At 32.2% G+C, this 17,838-nt stretch carries 9 protein-coding genes; all 9 read left to right on the top strand.

Features of this window, described 5'->3' with window-relative positions:
• Nucleotides 1-243: 243 nt before the first annotated feature.
• The 9 genes from B0A67_RS03415 to B0A67_RS03375 all read left to right on the top strand — a co-directional run bounded on the left by B0A67_RS03415 (nt 244) and on the right by B0A67_RS03375 (nt 17,395).
• Nucleotides 244-636, top strand: coding sequence for a plasmid mobilization protein (locus B0A67_RS03415; RefSeq protein WP_072959936.1), 393 nt, complete (start codon nt 244-246; stop codon nt 634-636).
• Entirely contained in the window at nt 621-1,925 is a 1,305-nt protein-coding gene (locus B0A67_RS03410) for a relaxase/mobilization nuclease domain-containing protein (protein WP_072959818.1), read from the top strand. Before B0A67_RS03415 ends, B0A67_RS03410 begins: the two co-directional genes overlap by 16 nt.
• Nucleotides 1,926-1,942: 17 nt before the next feature.
• Entirely contained in the window at nt 1,943-3,925 is a 1,983-nt protein-coding gene (mobC, locus tag B0A67_RS03405; protein ID WP_072959930.1) for a conjugal transfer protein MobC, read from the top strand.
• Between the two features lie 26 nt (nt 3,926-3,951).
• A complete protein-coding gene (locus B0A67_RS03400; protein WP_207557305.1) occupies nt 3,952-4,914 on the top strand; it encodes a PDDEXK nuclease domain-containing protein in 963 nt (320 codons plus the stop codon).
• 361 nt (nt 4,915-5,275) lie between these two features.
• Nucleotides 5,276-10,156, top strand: coding sequence for a DEAD/DEAH box helicase (locus B0A67_RS03395; RefSeq protein ID WP_072959815.1), 4,881 nt, complete (start codon nt 5,276-5,278; stop codon nt 10,154-10,156).
• A gap of 458 nt (nt 10,157-10,614) precedes the next feature.
• Complete coding sequence (locus tag B0A67_RS03390; protein ID WP_072959813.1) at nt 10,615-11,913, top strand: ABC-three component system protein; 1,299 nt, start codon at nt 10,615-10,617, stop codon at nt 11,911-11,913.
• Nucleotides 11,897-12,601, top strand: coding sequence for an ABC-three component system middle component 1 (locus B0A67_RS03385; protein ID WP_072959810.1), 705 nt, complete (start codon nt 11,897-11,899; stop codon nt 12,599-12,601). The genes B0A67_RS03390 and B0A67_RS03385 overlap by 17 nt, the downstream gene beginning before the upstream one ends.
• Nucleotides 12,591-14,900, top strand: a complete 2,310-nt coding sequence (locus B0A67_RS03380) for an AAA family ATPase (protein ID WP_072959808.1) — start codon at nt 12,591-12,593, stop codon at nt 14,898-14,900. The genes B0A67_RS03385 and B0A67_RS03380 overlap by 11 nt, the downstream gene beginning before the upstream one ends.
• Before the next feature lie 59 nt (nt 14,901-14,959).
• Nucleotides 14,960-17,395 (top strand): HD domain-containing protein, encoded by a 2,436-nt coding sequence (locus B0A67_RS03375; RefSeq protein WP_072959805.1) that lies wholly within the window; start codon nt 14,960-14,962, stop codon nt 17,393-17,395.
• The last annotated feature ends 443 nt before the right edge of the window (nt 17,396-17,838 follow it).

The following is a 17,838-nucleotide window of genomic DNA, read 5'->3' as shown; positions in this document are numbered from 1 at the left end:
CTACAATTAATAGATCACATATAATAATAAAGTGGCTGTAAATGAAAAAACTGAATTTGAAATATTGTAGAAATACCAGGATGTCTAAAGAACATTTAAAGTATCAGGAAGATTGCCACGTTCCTGCAATCGGCCAGATGTCCGGTTGTTAAACAACCGATTCTGGCTGCTCTACACTCGGGACTCGTTAGCAGTGATACTGAAAGGTTAAAAAGAGTTTGATAACAATGAAAAGGAGAGATGATGGAAAGAGAAAATTCAAACAGAACACGTATTGTCGGGGTACGATTTACACCCGAAGAGTATGTGAAAATTGAGCGCAAATGGAAAGCTAGTACTTGTCATAAGCTAAGCGACTACATTCGCAAACACCTATTTAACAAACCTGTTACGACTAATTTTCGTAATGAATCTCTTGACGAATTTATGTCGGAGATTATACGGCTCAGGGGAGAACTCAGTGCTATTGGCAACAACTTTAATCAGGCAGTAAAAAAGCTGCATACTCTTAATCAAATTTCGGAATTTAAAGTTTGGATTATCAGTTCTGAGTTGGATAAAAAAAGCCTTTTGGAAAAGGTGGAAGAAATCAAGGAATACATCCAGAAAATCTCAGTAAGATGGTTGCGATCATAAAGACTGGACATTCGATACACAACATTTTCAACTACAATGAAAATAAGGTAAAACAGGGAGTAGCAGAATGTATCGGTGAAGGAAATTATCCTGTTGATGTGGATAAAATGAGTACCACCATGAAATTAAATCGGTTTCTCAAACAAGTATCTCTCAACGATAATGTAAAGCGAAGCAGTGTGCACATATCGCTCAATTTTGATCCATCAGAAAACTATTCGAAAGAGAAACTGATGGACATTGCCAATACTTATATGAAGAAAATTGGTTTTGGAGAACAGCCATATCTGGTGTATCAACATCATGATTCAGCACATCCACACATTCATATAACCTCAATAAAAGTTAAGGCAGACGGAAGCAGAATTGATATGCACAACATAGGTAGAAATCAATCTGAAATAGCACGAAAAGAAATCGAAAAATCTTTTGGACTTGTAATAGCTGAAGGACGAAGAAAAAATGAGAATCTGGAGTTACAGCCTATTTCAATGGGTAAGGTCCGATACGGAAGAATCCAGTCCAAAAAAGCAATTTCAAATGTATTATCTGAGGTGCTGTCATCTTATAAATATGCCAGCCTTGCAGAGCTTAATGCAGTGCTCAAACAATATAATGTTTTTGCTGATCGTGGTAATGAAGATTCAAGGATATTTAAAGCTAAAGGATTGGTGTATAGGATACTTGATGAAAACGGTAAACCAATTGGTGTACCGATAAAGGCTAGCGACTTTTACTATAAACCAACACTGAATTCTTTAGAGGGAAAATTTGCATCCAATACCACAAATGAAGCATCAGATATAAGAAGGGTGAAATACGCTATTGATATGGCATTTTTCAAAGCGGAAATATCGCTTGCTGAACTAGTCAAAATACTGGAAAAAGATGGAATCAATACTGTTTTTAGAAAAAATGCAGAAGGATTAATTTATGGGATTACTTATGTAGACCATACCACAAAATGTGTCTTTAATGGTAGTACACTCGGTAAACAATACAGTGCCAAAGCAATACAAGAACGCTGTGCATCCATTAATCAGGTAGAGCAAAACAGGGAAAGTTTAACGAGTGAAAAATCAAATACAATCATATTTGAAACTCCGAAATCGGAAATAGTTGCAGCACTGTTTGGTGATGATTTTAGAGATAACAAATACATAGGATCCAGTACAATAATGGGACAATTAGCAGAGATGTTAACGCAAGCCGAACAGACGGCTAATTACCTTCCCTACGAGCTTAGAAACAAAAAGAAAAAAAGAAGAGGACAGTCTAATAATCAATAAAATTTGAAATTATGGCTATGCAGACAGGAGAAAACGAACAGGCACTGAGAAAGATCTTGGATATGACAAGACTCATCAGTATTATTATTTTAACAATCCATTTTTATTATTACTGTTATGCCGCATTTGGAAAGTGGCATTTGGTTAGTGGGTTCAGTGATAAAATCTTGCGTAATATTTACTATACAGGATTGTTCAGTAATTTTCATAAATCCAAACTCTTTGCATTGGGATTTTTAATAATCTCACTAATTGGAGCTAAAGGACGAAAAGATGAAAAACTGAATTACAAAACAGCTTTTGCTTATATAATCACAGGGATTCTGATTTACTTTATAAGTTATCTTTCATTATACCTGAAAATAGAATTAATGCTGGCAGCGATTGCCTATATGACTATTACTTCTAGTGGTTTTCTTTTAATGCTCACAGGTGGGACATTATTATCGCGTATTATAAAAAACAGGCTCAACAGCAAAGATATTTTTAATACTGAAAATGAGACCTTTCCCCAAGAGGAAAGACTTTTGGAAAATGAGTATTCCATCAACCTTCCAGCGCGGTATCATTTAAAAGATAAGATAAGAGACAGTTGGATAAATATCATAAATCCTTTTCGGGGTTTACTGGTTTCTGGTACTCCAGGTTCCGGGAAATCCTATTTTGTAATACGTCATGTTATTACCCAGCACATCCGTAAAAAATTCACCATGTTTGTCTATGATTTCAAGTTTGATGACCTGACAAGAATCGTCTATAATACCTGGCTTAAATACAGACACCTTTATCCGGTATTACCGCAGTTCTATGTAATTAATTTTGATGATCTGACAAGAAGCAATCGATGTAATCCATTAGACCCTTCAGCTATGAGTGATATTACGGATGCTTCTGAATCTGCACGTACAATTCTGTTAGGGCTCAACAGGGAATGGATTAAACGACAGGGAGATTTTTTTGTGGAATCACCGATTAATTTTCTCTCGGCTATAATATGGTATTTAAAAAAATATAAAGATGGTGAATTCTGTACTCTTCCTCATGTAATTGAACTCATGCAGGAGGATTACGATAGTCTCTTTACCTTACTTAGAGCTGAGAAAGAAATTGAGGTACTCATTAATCCCTTTGTGAATGCCTATCTAAATAATGTCATGGACCAATTGGAGGGGCAAATTGCTTCGGCAAAAATTGCCATGGCAAGGCTTTCTTCTCCGCAATTATACTATGTTTTATCAGGTAATGATTGCACTTTGGATATCAATAATCCCGAAGAACCTAAGATTGTTTGTATGGGCAATAATCCTCAGAAAATACAAATATATGGAGCAGTGTTGTCACTTTATGTAAACCGATTGGTTAAACAAGTGAACCAAAAAAACAAGCAGAAAAGCAGCTTGATCTTTGATGAATTTCCAACAATTTACCTCAATAATATGGATAGTTTGATTGCTACTGCCAGAAGTAATAAAGTAGCAACTTGTTTGGGTATTCAAGACTTTAGTCAATTGCGTAAAGATTATGGACGAGAACAGGCTGATGTAATTATGAACATTACCGGAAACATAGTCAGTGGTCAGGTAACAGGTGATACAGCCAAACAATTATCGGAACGTTTTGGGAAAATTATGCAAGACAGAGAAAGCCTTTCCATCAATAGTGGAGATACTTCAGTCAGCCGGTCCAAACAACTGGAATCTGCTGTGCCACCGTCTAAAATTTCCGGACTTAGTTCCGGTGAATTCGTGGGTATGGTAGCGGATGACCCTGATTGTAAAATCGAACTCAAAACATTTCATTCTGAAATAGTAAATGACCACGAAGCATTGAAAGAAGAACAGGATAATTATGTAGATATTCCCATTATTCGAAAGGTAGATAACTCTATGGTGCAACGCAACTATTTGCAAATAAAAAAAGACATCAAGGATATTATTTATTCTGAAAAGGAAAGATTATTAAATGATTATGAACTAAGACATTTGGTAATTAAGAAGTGACAAGAAATAATTTAAACTGAGAAATAATGATACTAGAACAATTTAACGATATTATTCAATTAATAAAACAATCCAGATCAAAAGCTATTGCTGCTGTTAATACTGAAATGATTAATCTGTACTGGAATATTGGACAGTATATTCACAATCGTTTAGAAACAGCAGAGTGGGGGAAATCAGTCGTAAAAGAATTAGCTAATTTTTTACAACGGAGTGAGCCTGATTTAAAAGGATTTTCGGATAAGAATCTTTGGAGAATGAAGCAATTTTATCAAACATACAAAGCTTTTCCAAAACTCTCAGCACTGCTGAGAGAAATTAGTTGGACAAACAATCTTATTATTCTAAGCAGGACTAAATCAATCGAAGAACAAGAATTTTATTTGCGACTGTCAAGTCAGGAAAAATTTAGTTCAAGAGAATTAGAAAGACAAATAAACAGTGGCGTTTTTGAAAGAACTATTATAGGAAATACAAAAGTCTCATCAGTGATGAGAGAATTACATCCAGATATCGCAAACACATTTAAGGATAGCTACATTTTTGATTTTTTAAACCTTTCTGACACCTATACCGAAAGTGATTTGCAAAAGGGTCTTATCAATCAGATGAAAAATTTTATACTTGAATTGGGTAAAGATTTTCTATTTATCGCAGAAGAGTATAAAGTGCAGGTGGGACATAGTGATTTTTATATTGATCTTGTATTTTATCACAGAGGGTTACAATGTCTGGTTGCATTTGAGTTAAAGTCAGATAAGTTTAAACCCGAACATTTAGGACAGCTAAACTTTTATTTGGAAGCTCTAGATCGAGATGTAAAAAAGCAGAATGAAAATCCAAGTATAGGCATATTATTATGCAAAGATCAGGACCATGCAGTTGTAGAATATGCGTTAAGCAGAAGTCTTTCTCCTACCATGGTAGCTGAATATAGAATTCAATTACCAGATAAACATTTGCTAAAACAAAAGTTAGATACTCTGTAGTCCAAAACTTTAAAACGAGAAGTTTATGATTGCCATACGAGATCTTTTAGAATTAAATCATTTTTACATAATATCAATTTTGTGTATTTAGCACAACTACCTAATAGCATTGGAGAATTCATTTGTAAGGTTTTCAAATATTACTGGATATTTAAATTTAGAGTTTAATAATATTTATTTTTTTAAATTGAGGAAAATCGTCTGATAAAATTAAGAACAAAGTTTATTTTTGTTTTCGTGAAAAACAAGTTGATTAGAGTTGTTACACTTTTAACCTCGGAAAAATAGATTTTACAAATTTATTTTACCCCAATTTAATATTACCTTCGGCAAATCATTTTCTTACATATAAAAAAATCAAATGAGCTTTAATAAAATACTAGAAAAATACCGTAAAATTTCATTTTCTGAACGTGACAAAGGAGCTCGTTTTGAAAGATTAATGCAAGCCTATCTTTTAACTGACCCACAATATGCTTACAGATTCAAAAAAGTTTGGATGTGGGATGAATTCCCAGGGAAAAATGATTTAGGTAGTGGCGACACCGGTATCGATTTAGTTGCTCTTACTATTGATGGAGATTATTGGGCTATTCAATGTAAATGTTATCAGGAAGCTTCTCTAATTGATAAGCCGGCTGTAGATTCTTTTTTATCTACTTCTAGTCGTACATTCAAAAATGAAGAATTAAAAATTGTTCGTTTTTCACATCGTCTTTGGATTTCAACAACAAATAAATGGGGGCCTAATGCAACTCAGGCAATCAAAAACCAACATCCTCCAGTATCAAGAATTCATCTTCATGATTTACAAGAAGCTCCAGTCGACTGGATACAAATGGAATTGGGAGTTCATGGCGAAATAGCCCGTTGTGTAACCAGAGATTTAAGGGACCATCAAAAAGAAGCATTAGAAAAAACTCACGAAAATTTTAAAACTTCCGAGCGTGGTAAATTAATCATGGCATGCGGTACTGGAAAAACGTTTACTTCACTTCGCATCGCCGAAAACGAAACTAACGGAAACGGTATGATTTTATTCTTGGTTCCTTCTATTGCTTTACTAGGACAAACTTTGAGGGAATGGTCTACTTTTGCAAAAGAACCTATCAATGCGATTTGTATTTGTTCTGACCCTGATATTTCCAAAAAGAAAACTAAAGAAGAAGATACCGATACATTTAGCACAATCGATTTGGCTTTGCCTGCATCGACTGATCCTGATGAAATTTTAAAACAATTCAATCTTTTTAAAAGAACTGGAAAAACGGGGATGACTGTTGTTTTTTCTACTTACCAATCGATTGAAGTTATCGCAAAAGCACAGAACGTTATTCTAAAAAATGGGTTTAATGAATTTGATTTAATCATCTGCGATGAAGCTCATAGAACAACGGGGTTAAAAATTGCTGGTTTTGATGAATCCGCGTTCACAAAAGTACACGACAACAATTTTATAAAAGCTAAAAAACGTTTGTACATGACGGCTACACCACGCTTGTACAATGACGAAGTTAAAAGCAAAGCAGCTCAAGCAGAAGCTGTTTTATGTTCGATGGATGACGTCAATTTGTATGGTGAAGAAATTTATAGAATAGGATTTGGCGAAGCAGTAGAAAAAGATTTATTAACTGATTATAAAGTTTTGATCCTTACTTTGAATGATCATGATATTCCTCCGGCAATTCAAAAAATGATTGCGGATGAAAACAGCGAAATATCTACTGATGATGCCTCAAAACTAATAGGCTGCATCAATGCACTTTCAAAACAAGTTTTGGGAGACGAGGGAATTATAAAAAATACCGATCCGCTCCCAATGAAAAGAGCTGTTGCCTTTTGTTCCAAGATAAAAGTTTCAAAAAAGATTACAGAAACCTACAACACCGCTTCTGATTCTTATATTGATTCTCTACCAAAAGAGAAAAGAGAGACGATGGTTTCCATTGCTTCTAAACATATTGATGGCTCTATGTCAGCTCCTGAACGTGATGAACTTTTAAGCTGGATTAAATCTGATATCAAAGAGGGAGATTGTCGTATTTTGACAAATGTACGTTGTTTAAGCGAGGGCGTTGATGTGCCTTCCCTTGACGCTGTTTTATTCCTTTCCGCCCGTAATTCACAAGTTGATGTGGTTCAATCCGTAGGCCGTGTAATGCGTAAATCCCCAGGGAAGAAATGTGGTTACATTATTATTCCGGTTGTAGTCCCTTCTAATATTACTGCTGAAAAAGGTTTAGACGACAACGAACGTTACAAAGTAGTTTGGACGGTTCTCAACGCGCTTCGTGCACATGATGATCGTTTTAATGCACTTGTAAATAAAATAGAATTAAACAAAGTTCGCCCTAATCAAATTATCGTTGGTGGTTCTGAATATGGTTTTGACGACGATGGTAATCCAGTTCGTAAAGATGATTCCTCTTTGGATTCAAACAAAAACAATGATTTAAACAACCAAATGAACTTGCATTTTGAAGAATTACAAAGTGCAATATTTGCCCGTATGGTCAAAAAAGTAGGAGATAAAAACTATTGGGAAGTTTGGGCAAAAGATGTGGCGCAAATTGCCGAACGCTATATGGAGCGCATCACCAAACTGATCAGAACTGACGGCCAACACAAAACTGCTTTTGCTAATTTCTTAGAAGGATTACAAAAAAATATAAATCCGAGTATTAATGAAAATCAAGCCATCGAAATGTTGGCTCAACACATCATAACTAAACCAGTTTTTGAAGCCTTGTTTGAGGGTTACTCCTTCGTAAAAAATAATGTTGTTTCTATAGCCATGCAAAATATGACTTCACTTTTGGATGAACAGGCTTTGGAAAAAGATGTTGATATACTTCAAAAATTCTACGAATCCGTAAAAATGCGTGCTGCAGGAATCGACAACGCCGAAGGAAAACAACGTATCATCATAGAGCTTTACGACAAATTCTTTAAAACTGCTTTCCCAAAAATGGTGGAGCAATTGGGTATCGTTTATACACCTGTAGAATGTGTAGATTTTATTATCCATTCCGTAAACGACATTCTTCAAAAAGAATTCGGTAGAAGCTTGACAGATGAAAACGTCCATATTCTAGACCCGTTTACTGGAACAGGAACTTTTATCACCCGACTGCTTCAAAGCGGATTGATCAAAGAAGAAGATTTGGAACGTAAATACAAATATGAAATTCACGCGAACGAAATTGTTTTATTAGCCTATTATATTGCAGCTGTAAATATCGAAAATGCTTACCATGATGCTACACTTGATCCTGATGATGGTATTGGTAAGGAAAAATATACTCCTTACGATGGCATCTGCTTAACAGACACGTTCCAATTGGGTGAATCGGACAACAGTGAAAAAATGTTTTCCGAAATGTTCCCTCAAAATTCTGAACGTGTTCTAAGACAAAAGAAAGCTCCTCTTCGTGTAATTATTGGAAATCCGCCATATTCAGTAGGGCAAAAATCTGCAAATGACAATGCGCAAAATCAATCTTATCCAATTCTTGATAGCAGAATTTCGAATACCTATGTAAAAGAAAGCAATACAACAAATAAAACATCACTTTATGATTCGTATATAAAAGCTTTTCGTTGGAGTTCTGATCGTTTGGATGAAAATGGAGGCGTCATTGCTTTTATATCAAATGGATCTTGGCTTGATGGAAATGCTTCGGAAGGTTTTCGTAAATCTTTGGAAAAAGAATTCAGCTCCATATATGTATTTAATTTAAGAGGAAACCAAAGAACCAGCGGAGAATTGTCAAGAAAAGAAGGTGGTAAAATTTTTGGATCAGGCTCCAGGACTCCAATTTCAATCACTTTCCTAATTAAAAATCCGGTGGGAAAACAAGAAAAAGCAACCGTAAACTATCATGATATTGGTGACTATTTAACCCAACAAGATAAACTTAAAATCATTACACAATTTGGCTCCATTGCAAATGAGAAAATGCCGTGGAAAATATTAGAAGCAAATGAGCACGGAGATTGGATTAGTCAAAGAAATGATAGTTTTATTAACTTTATTGAAATTGGAGACAAAAAAAATCTTCAAAACAAAGCTGTTTTTTTTAATCCTTTCTATTCTACTGGTGTAAAAACAAATAGAGATCCATGGGCATACAATTATTCTAAAGAAGAAGTAAAAATCAATATGAATAAATCAATAGATTTTTACAATAAAGAAGAAGAATCTTTTAGAATATTATCTAAAGATTTAAAGAATCCAAATGTTGAAAATTTTATAAATTTTGAAAGCAAGGATATTTCATGGACAAGGGAGATAAAAAGATCTGTAGAACGTGGTATTAAATATAGTTTTGTTAATCAAGATTTGGTAACAGCACATTATCGCCCTTTTTCTAAATCTATTCTATATTTCAATAAAGATTGGAATAATATGCAAGGGATGATGAAGAAAATATTTCCAACTAGAAATACAAACAATTTATTAATTTGTTTGCCAGCTCCAGGAGGCAATAAACCTTTTTCTGCCCTAATATCTTCATCTATTCCTGATCTTCATATTATTGGAGATTCCCAATGTTTTCCACTATATTATTACGAAGAAAACAATCATGCCCAAAAAGGATTATTCGATACTGGTGACAAAAGTGACTTCATCCGTCGTGATGGTGTGAGTGATTTTATACTCGAAAGAGCTAAAAATCAATATGGGAAAAACGTAACCAAAGAAGACCTTTTCTATTATGTATATGGTTTACTACATTGTCCAGAATACCGCGAAATCTTTGCCAATGACTTAAAGAAAATGTTGCCTCGTTTACCTTTGGTAGAGGATGTTAAGGATTTTTGGAAATTTAGCAAAGCAGGTCGAGAACTCGCAGAACTCCATATCAATTATGAAACCGTTCCGGCTTTTGATACCGTCCAGATAAAAGGAGCCGAAAGTGAATTTTACAGAGTAGAAAAAATGCGCTTCCCTAAGAAAAATCAAAAAGAAACCATCATTTACAACAGCCGTATTTCTATTTCAAACATTCCTGAAACAGCTTACGAATATGTTGTAAATGGCAAATCTGCAATAGAATGGGTTATGGAGCGTTACGCCGTAACCACCCACAAAGACAGCGGCATCAAAAATGATCCAAACGATTGGGCTGACGAAGTTGGGAATCCGAGATATATTTTAGATTTAATTTTGAGTATTATCAATGTAAGTGTGCAAACTGTAGAGATTGTTAAGGGGCTGCCTAAGGTTAAATTTGATTAAAATATAATGGACTTGGAGTTTAAAGATACATATGTAAAAACTGTGGTAAAAAAAGTGTAATTATGTAACTTGCTATAACGATAACGTGGTATGTGATTCATTTAGTTATGAAATAGGCAGATATATTTAACCAACTAAAATGCCATTTATAAGTGATTCCCTAGTATTTCCTATCAATGACAGGTAATTCAAAGCACATGAACGTATTCGGGGAAGATGTAAGCATGACGCATCGTGTTCCGTACCAGTAAGAAAGTGAAATTAATTTGTAGGGCAAAAGATAAACATTAGATTATGGCTGACAGTATTAAATCATACTTAAAGATATCTATTACGGTTTTCCGTACAAACAACATCCTAAATAGGTTATTTTTGCTAGTCACCTTCAAGTTATTTTGAAAATAACAGAGGACTAATCACGAAATATATACTCTCTTATTAAATATAACTAACAGAAAATGAGCCAACTTGACGATATTAATAGTGAAATAGTCCATAGTGCAATATCAACATGGAGTGGCTTTGTCTATCAAGGAAAAGTTGCTCTTTACCAAACACTTAAAATATTAAATGATGTCACGGCGGCCAACAATTACTCTTTACAATTGGACAGCTTGGAAGATTTTGCAATACTTCATAATCAAGTAATAAAGTCAATCCATCAGGTTAAAGCAGTTAAAAGCACATATTATAGTAGATATGAATCGGCATTTAAAGATTTAGTTAAAAAATCAGTCAAATATAAATGTAATGATGCCTTCTTCCATTTGGCACAATATATACATGACAAAACTGTCACTGACATTGAGGGAGCTCACCCGCCTATGAAAATTTGCATATACAATACAAAAACTCATTGCCCATTAGACGAAATTGATAGTTTCATAGAAGAACAAATAAGTATTTACTATTCAATAAATTTTAATGATACTGCTTGGAAATTAAGTCCTGATTATATTAAAACATCAAGACAGTTTTTGGAGAATATCATATTAACACAGGTTATAAAAATTCATAGTATAATTCATAAAAGTAAGAAAAGTGAAAATAATGCAGCATTCACTGAGCCTATTAGTTTTATTGATTTTAAAAATATCCTTGATCATGATAATCTAAATGAATCATTTAATCCTGATTACTACTTATATCTCACAAAAGCAGATTTAAATCGTTATTATCAGGAATACTGCATGGAATTAGATGATGATGATATTACTGAAGATGAAAAACAAAAACTTGCAAACTATATTGTTGAAATAAACGATTTGAATGCTTCCGAATTAGTACAATTTATCAGAAACATTATGCCTAATAGATCCTTTAAAATGGACTCTATTTCAGATTATAAGGATAATAATATTCAAAAAAATGAATTTAAAAGAGGGTTTTGTAAAATTCTACATCAACTGCGACTTTTTGATGGCAATGTAAAAAATGATTTCGTTTGGGTATGTGCTGAGAAAAGTCGTTCGTTTCCAACAATTATATGTGAAGGAGAGGACCTAAAAAAAGATGTCTGCCGTGATATTATAACAAATATCAAAAACACAGATCTAGAAATTCCATATGCTGGACATAATCTTATCACCTCAAGCATTAATGTAGACTCCTTATATCTAGAAATCAACAACATTATAGATGTTGAAGATAAGGATCCAATAATTAAAAAAAACTATACTAGAATTACCGCCTGGGGTAAAGTTTCATTAATAAAACTAGCAGATGCAAAACTAAAACTAAATGAAAACAATAGTTAACAATATTTTTCAAAATCATGGCTTTCTACTCCGAGAGTCGTCAGTAGGTAATTTATACTCTTTTCCGCTTAATCAAGAAAAAATATCTTTTTGGTTAGTAATTGAAAAGGATGATCTTGATATTCTGGAGAATCAAAACCAATATTTTGAAGCTTGTAAAAATGCCATAGAAAGCAATGATATTGATAAAAACACTTCATTACTTATTTTGGCAAAAATTCCAGAAGACACACAATTCAAAGAGTTAAAAGAACACATTCTTACTGTAGAAGAGGATCCCTACCTATTTAAAAAGCTTGTATTGTTTTATTCTGAAAATGAATTGGAAGAACTAAAATTTCAAATCAGTAAATCAGCAGAAGAGCCTTTAGCCTTTATAGAACAAAATATTATCGTGTCTGAAAACTTCACTAAATACAAAACAAATCCTGCTCTTTTTTGCTGGGAATCATTAATTTACAGAATAACGCATAAAATTCCTTTTGTTAAAATTAATGTGGAACAAGATAATAATTTACAATCGTTATTTGATACTAATTATAGCGTACTGACTAACAAAGGTATTAATGAATTTGCTGATTTAATGGAAAACTCCCTGTTTTCTTTAAGTCCTGAAAACTTTGAAAATTTAAGTCCACAGGAAATTTTAGAAAGGCTAACTCTAGAAACACCCACAGATGAAAATTAAAAAAATCTACATTCAAAACTTTAAAGTCTTTACAAAAGCGACATTTAAATTTGAAGATTCTCATTTACTAGTATTGGATGGACCAAATGGATTTGGAAAAACATCATTATTTGATGCAATTGAGTTATTACTTACCGGACAAATAAGAAGATATGTCAAATTGGGAGAGCAAACAATTAAAGGATCTCAAACTTTTGGCGAATATCCGTTTTATAATCAATATGGTGAAAATGAAGATTTAATTATCAAAGCAGAAATTGAGCATGATTCTCACATTATTGTATTAGAGAGAAGGGCTGAGAAGACAAACCTGTCTAATAATCATTTTTTTAATTCCTATAAATTGTACTTAAAAGCAGATTTTGAAAATCATGTAGAAACCCTTATAGAAAATGAAATTACTTATCTAGAGAATTTACTTGGAAAGGACTATAAAGAAAACTTTGAGTTTCTCAATTATGTAGAACAGGAAGACAGTACATATCTTCTTAAAAATAAGGACAAGGATAAACAAGACAGTATTGCATATTTATTTAATACCCAGGAGTTCCAAAATAAAATTGCACTATATGATGAGATAAAGAAAAAATTATTAAAACTATGTGATGCGCCAGCAAAAACAAAACTAGATGAAAAAGAAAACGAACTTACTGAATTAGCAGATCAATTATCCTCTAGTGATGAAGTTGTATATATAAAACTCTTTACAGAACAAAGCTATGAATGGGATAAAAATGAAATTTCTTTTGATGTAATAAAGTATACTGACTTATTAAATGAAGATGGAATTATTACCAGAATAAAAGACTTAGTAAATAATAAATTAATTTTTCTAGATTTTCAATACAATAACGAAATTGAAAAGTTAATTGGTCAATCTTCTAATCTTGAAAAGGTCATACGTTATCAAAAGTATTTAAGTGAAAAAGAAGACCTGACCAAAGAAAAAGAATTACAGGAGTTACAAAAAACTTTCTTGATTAATCTTAATAATATTAGTCTTGATATCGTAAAGTCAGATATCTTACTTATTGAACCAATTAATTTATTCCCTAAAGACAACGTAGTAATTTTATCAAATTATATTTCAGATTTGAGTTCTTTAAAAGTATCTGCAAACGAACTTAGTGATTTAGCAACAGTTCACAATCAGCTAAATAGTACACGTGATTCTTTATCTTCAAAATTTAAAGATTTTCATTATTTGACTCATAGTGAGGGTGAATGTATTTTATGTGGATTTGATTGGAAAGAGGCTGATATTTTATTAGAAAATATTACTGCTCAAACCGAAAAAATCAAAAGTCTGGTAGTTGCTTCTTCAGGAAGCATCACACAACAAATTCAGGAATTTAAAGACAAATATATTCCCATTTACACTAGAATTATTAATATACATCAAATAGAAAATGAAATTGATATAACATTTGTAAATAATTTAATTAATCAAGACGATCTGCTAATTAATTCTCTAGCCAGAAAAATAGAACAGATAGGATTGAATTTAATCCCATTTTTAAGCTCAACCCCTAGTATGTCATATGTGCCCGAAACTGTTTTATTACTTGATTCACTTAAAAGACTAAAAAAAGAAATTCCTTTAGATATAATTAAAGCTCATTTTAATGAAACTTTTACGCAATACTTTTTCTCTAATAAATTAAACATCCTCGATTTTGAAGGTGACACAATTGATGAAAAAGCTAATTATATAAATTGGCAGTATTCAAAATATCAAAATAAAAACTTTATTTTAAAAGCTTCAGAACTAAAAGCTCTACAGTTGCAATTTAAAAATGCGAGTGAAAAAGTAGATTCTATAAAAAAAATAAGTACTGTCTACAAAGAATCATTAAAAAGGTATAATCAAAAATTAATAAATGATATTGAAATACTATTTCACATTTATTCTGGTAGAATTGTACAGGACTTTCAAGGCGGCTTAGGATTATTTATATCAAATGACAAAGGAATTAAGTTCCAGACTGATCCTTCTAAAACTTATGATGCAATATTTACAATGAGTTCCGGACAATTATCAGCTTTGATTATTTCATTTACTTTGGCATTAAATAAAAAATATTCAAAGAACAAGATTTTATTTATTGATGATCCTGTACAAACTATGGATGAAATAAACGTTGTTGGTTTTATAGATCTATTAAGAAATGATTTTGCAGATCACCAAATTTTCATGTCAACCCATGAAGATTTAATTTCTACATTTATGAGATACAAATTTAAAAAATACGGATTATCACAAAAAAGAATAAATGTTAGAGAAACTGCTAATGAATAACTAGTAGTATTTTAAAATAAATATAAAACGGTTTAAAATTCCATTAAAATAATAAAGCTATGTCAGAATCAGAGCAACATATAGAAAGTAGTCTTTCAAAAAGTAAAATCTATACTGCATTACGAACAAAAACAGTCAACGAAAGCACTACTGTAGATTCTAAAGTCAGTGATACTATACACAAATGTGTGCTGTATGCTTATGATAAGGCAAAACTTATTATTAAATATATGCCTGAATATACATTACATGACAGCGAACACTTGTTTAGGGTTTTGTATTTGATGGAGAAACTTATTCCAGAAGAGAATTTAGAAAAACTTACTGTACCTGAGCTAATGCTTCTGATATTATCAGCATTCTTTCATGATTTAGGAATGTCTCCTGATGAAAATGAAATAAAAGCTTGGAAACAGCAGTGGTTGGATTTAGATCCTACTGATTTTGAAAAAAAAGAATATTCTAATTTCGAAAGATTCAAAAATACATATCCTGATAGGTTAGAAGATATAAATCGATTACGAGTAAATCAGGAGTTTTCAAAAGCAGAATTAATAGAACAATTTTTAATTTCTGAATATATCAGAGTTAATCATGCGCAACGAGTAAAAAAACTTCTTGCCCGAGATTGGAAAGATAAAATTTTTTATCATGATACACCATTAACAAAAATCCTTGCTGATATATGCCATAGTCATAATGAGGATACCCTTTCGTTAATGAATTTAGATCCAATTTTTTTAAGCGGTGAGGATGTAAACATTTGTATTCCGTATATTGCAGTAATTCTTCGCTTGGCTGATTTACTTGACTTTGACGCTAAAAGAACACCGTCTGTATTATTTTCTCATTTATCAGTTAGAAATTCTGTTTCCTTATTTGAATGGCAAAAACACAGATCAGTAAAAGCATGGAGAATTAATCAAAATGAAATTTCCTTTTTTGCAGAATGCAATCATCCTGCAATAGAATCCGGAATCAAAAAATTTTGTGACTACATTGATACAGAACTAAAAAATTGTTCCGCAATCCTTTCAAAAATTTCAGAACAAAACGGCTACATCGATTTTTCTCAATATAAATTAAATCTGCCAATAAAAGTAAACCGAGAACGAATTGGTCCCGAAAAAGATATAGAATCGGGAGAACCTTTATATGAATATTGGGACACATCTTTTGAACTGAATAAAAATCAAGTTATTGAATTGCTTATGGGGACGCAGCTGTATGGTAGCAAAGAAGTTGCTTTAAGAGAGCTTATTCAAAATTCAATTGATGCTTGTCTGCTTAGTGAAGCTATGCACAACTCATGGCAAGCTCCATATGTCCCAAACATCATAGTGAAATTTTATACAATTGGTACACAAGATTATCTTGAAGTTATTGATAATGGGATCGGAATGAATAAGGATATTATTAATAATTATTACTCAAAAGTTGGTTCTTCTTTCTATAAATCTAAAGATTTCTTTGACCTAAAAGCACAAACTGACTTAAGTTACAAACCTATATCGAGATTTGGAATTGGTATCCTTTCAACATTTATGGTATCTGAAAGTGTTGAAGTCCAAACCAAAAGATTGAAAGGCAAATATAATTTTGATGAACCATTAAAATTAGTTATTGAAGGCTATGACAGTATATTCACTGTTTTAAAAAGTGATAAAGATGAGCCTGGAACATGTACAAAACTATTACTAAAACAAAATCATCCTTGGAAACATTATACAGGTGAAGCTTTAATAAAAGCTATAAAACTTGCAGTTCCAAATCCACAAATCCCTATTAAAATAATAGTAGAAAATCAAGAAAATAATTTTTCTAAAATCGATTTTCAAAATAAAAAAGCAGCAGAATTAAAAAGTTACTACTGGGCAGAAAATGCAAATATACGCGAGGAATTAATAGTGTTTGATGAACCCGGATATATTGGAAACGCAATAATTGGAATTATAGAACAAAACGGAATTCCTGTTGAGAAAGTTGATGTGCACTCAAATGAAACTAATGTAAATGGGCAAAAATATAGTCTAAGCTTACAAATGCACTGGGAAACTAATGAAATAAAAAAGAAAGGGGATTCAATCGAAATTAATGATACAGGTGAGATTAAATTAACACCACGTACACAAACACTGGCTAAATCAAATGCGTCATTTTCAATACATGGAATAAATTACTCCGGAGGTTTATTTCCTGAATATAGCTTTAACGCTAAAAAGACTATGTTACTTTGGCCTTTTCCTATGCTACTTGTTTTAGATCTTAATGGAAATAATGATTTAGATCTCAATTCAGCTAGAAATGAGATTGTATTAAATGAACTATGGAATTCTTTTGAGCAAAATCTTTCATTCATTATTTGCAAAAATCTTTCAAAAAACTTAGAACTAGAATATACCAATAAATTATATAGTCTGTTTCGTGCAAATTCACAAAGCGATAATTTTTTGATTGGATTAGAAAAAGCTCAAGAACTTTTAAAAAATGAATAAAGTCAAGAAAAGCTTAATGTTGCTTTATAGTTTATATAAAAATATTGTAATCTTCAATATTTAAGTCTTTTTTAGGAATAGTCAGCAACATTTTTCATTGATTAATTAACTCTTAATCTGATACCAAAAGTATCAGATTTTTTTATGTCAACTATTGAAATAATATTTGATTTTTCATGCCATTATATTATAAAATGTTCTAATAAATTATCTTAGAATATTGCAACATTTTATTTGAAGTTCAATTAGATTTTCACTCGAAACGGACTAAAAGGGCAGCTAAGATAGTGACTTAAGCATGCTGCGTGCGCATAATGGCGGCGCTTCCCTTGCCACCCTTCGGGACTTATAGCACTTGCGCATCCTTAAGCCCCTTGCATCTTGCTTTCTTTTTTTCCGTTTTTTCGTTTTGAAAACAATTTTTGTGGAAGCAGGAGGAGAGA

Origin of the sequence: Flavobacterium aquidurense (genome assembly GCF_002217195.1) — a bacterium.
GTDB lineage: Bacteria > Bacteroidota > Bacteroidia > Flavobacteriales > Flavobacteriaceae > Flavobacterium > Flavobacterium frigidimaris.
This window is presented reverse-complemented; position numbering and strand designations above follow the sequence as displayed.

Coding starts and splice junctions, on each gene's coding strand:
- B0A67_RS03415 (WP_072959936.1), top strand. CDS start 244: ATGGAAAGAGAAAATTCAAACAGAACACGTATTGTCGGGGTACGATTT.
- B0A67_RS03410 (WP_072959818.1), top strand. CDS start 621: ATGGTTGCGATCATAAAGACTGGACATTCGATACACAACATTTTCAAC.
- mobC (WP_072959930.1), top strand. CDS start 1,943: ATGCAGACAGGAGAAAACGAACAGGCACTGAGAAAGATCTTGGATATG.
- B0A67_RS03400 (WP_207557305.1), top strand. CDS start 3,952: ATGATACTAGAACAATTTAACGATATTATTCAATTAATAAAACAATCC.
- B0A67_RS03395 (WP_072959815.1), top strand. CDS start 5,276: ATGAGCTTTAATAAAATACTAGAAAAATACCGTAAAATTTCATTTTCT.
- B0A67_RS03390 (WP_072959813.1), top strand. CDS start 10,615: ATGAGCCAACTTGACGATATTAATAGTGAAATAGTCCATAGTGCAATA.
- B0A67_RS03385 (WP_072959810.1), top strand. CDS start 11,897: ATGAAAACAATAGTTAACAATATTTTTCAAAATCATGGCTTTCTACTC.
- B0A67_RS03380 (WP_072959808.1), top strand. CDS start 12,591: ATGAAAATTAAAAAAATCTACATTCAAAACTTTAAAGTCTTTACAAAA.
- B0A67_RS03375 (WP_072959805.1), top strand. CDS start 14,960: ATGTCAGAATCAGAGCAACATATAGAAAGTAGTCTTTCAAAAAGTAAA.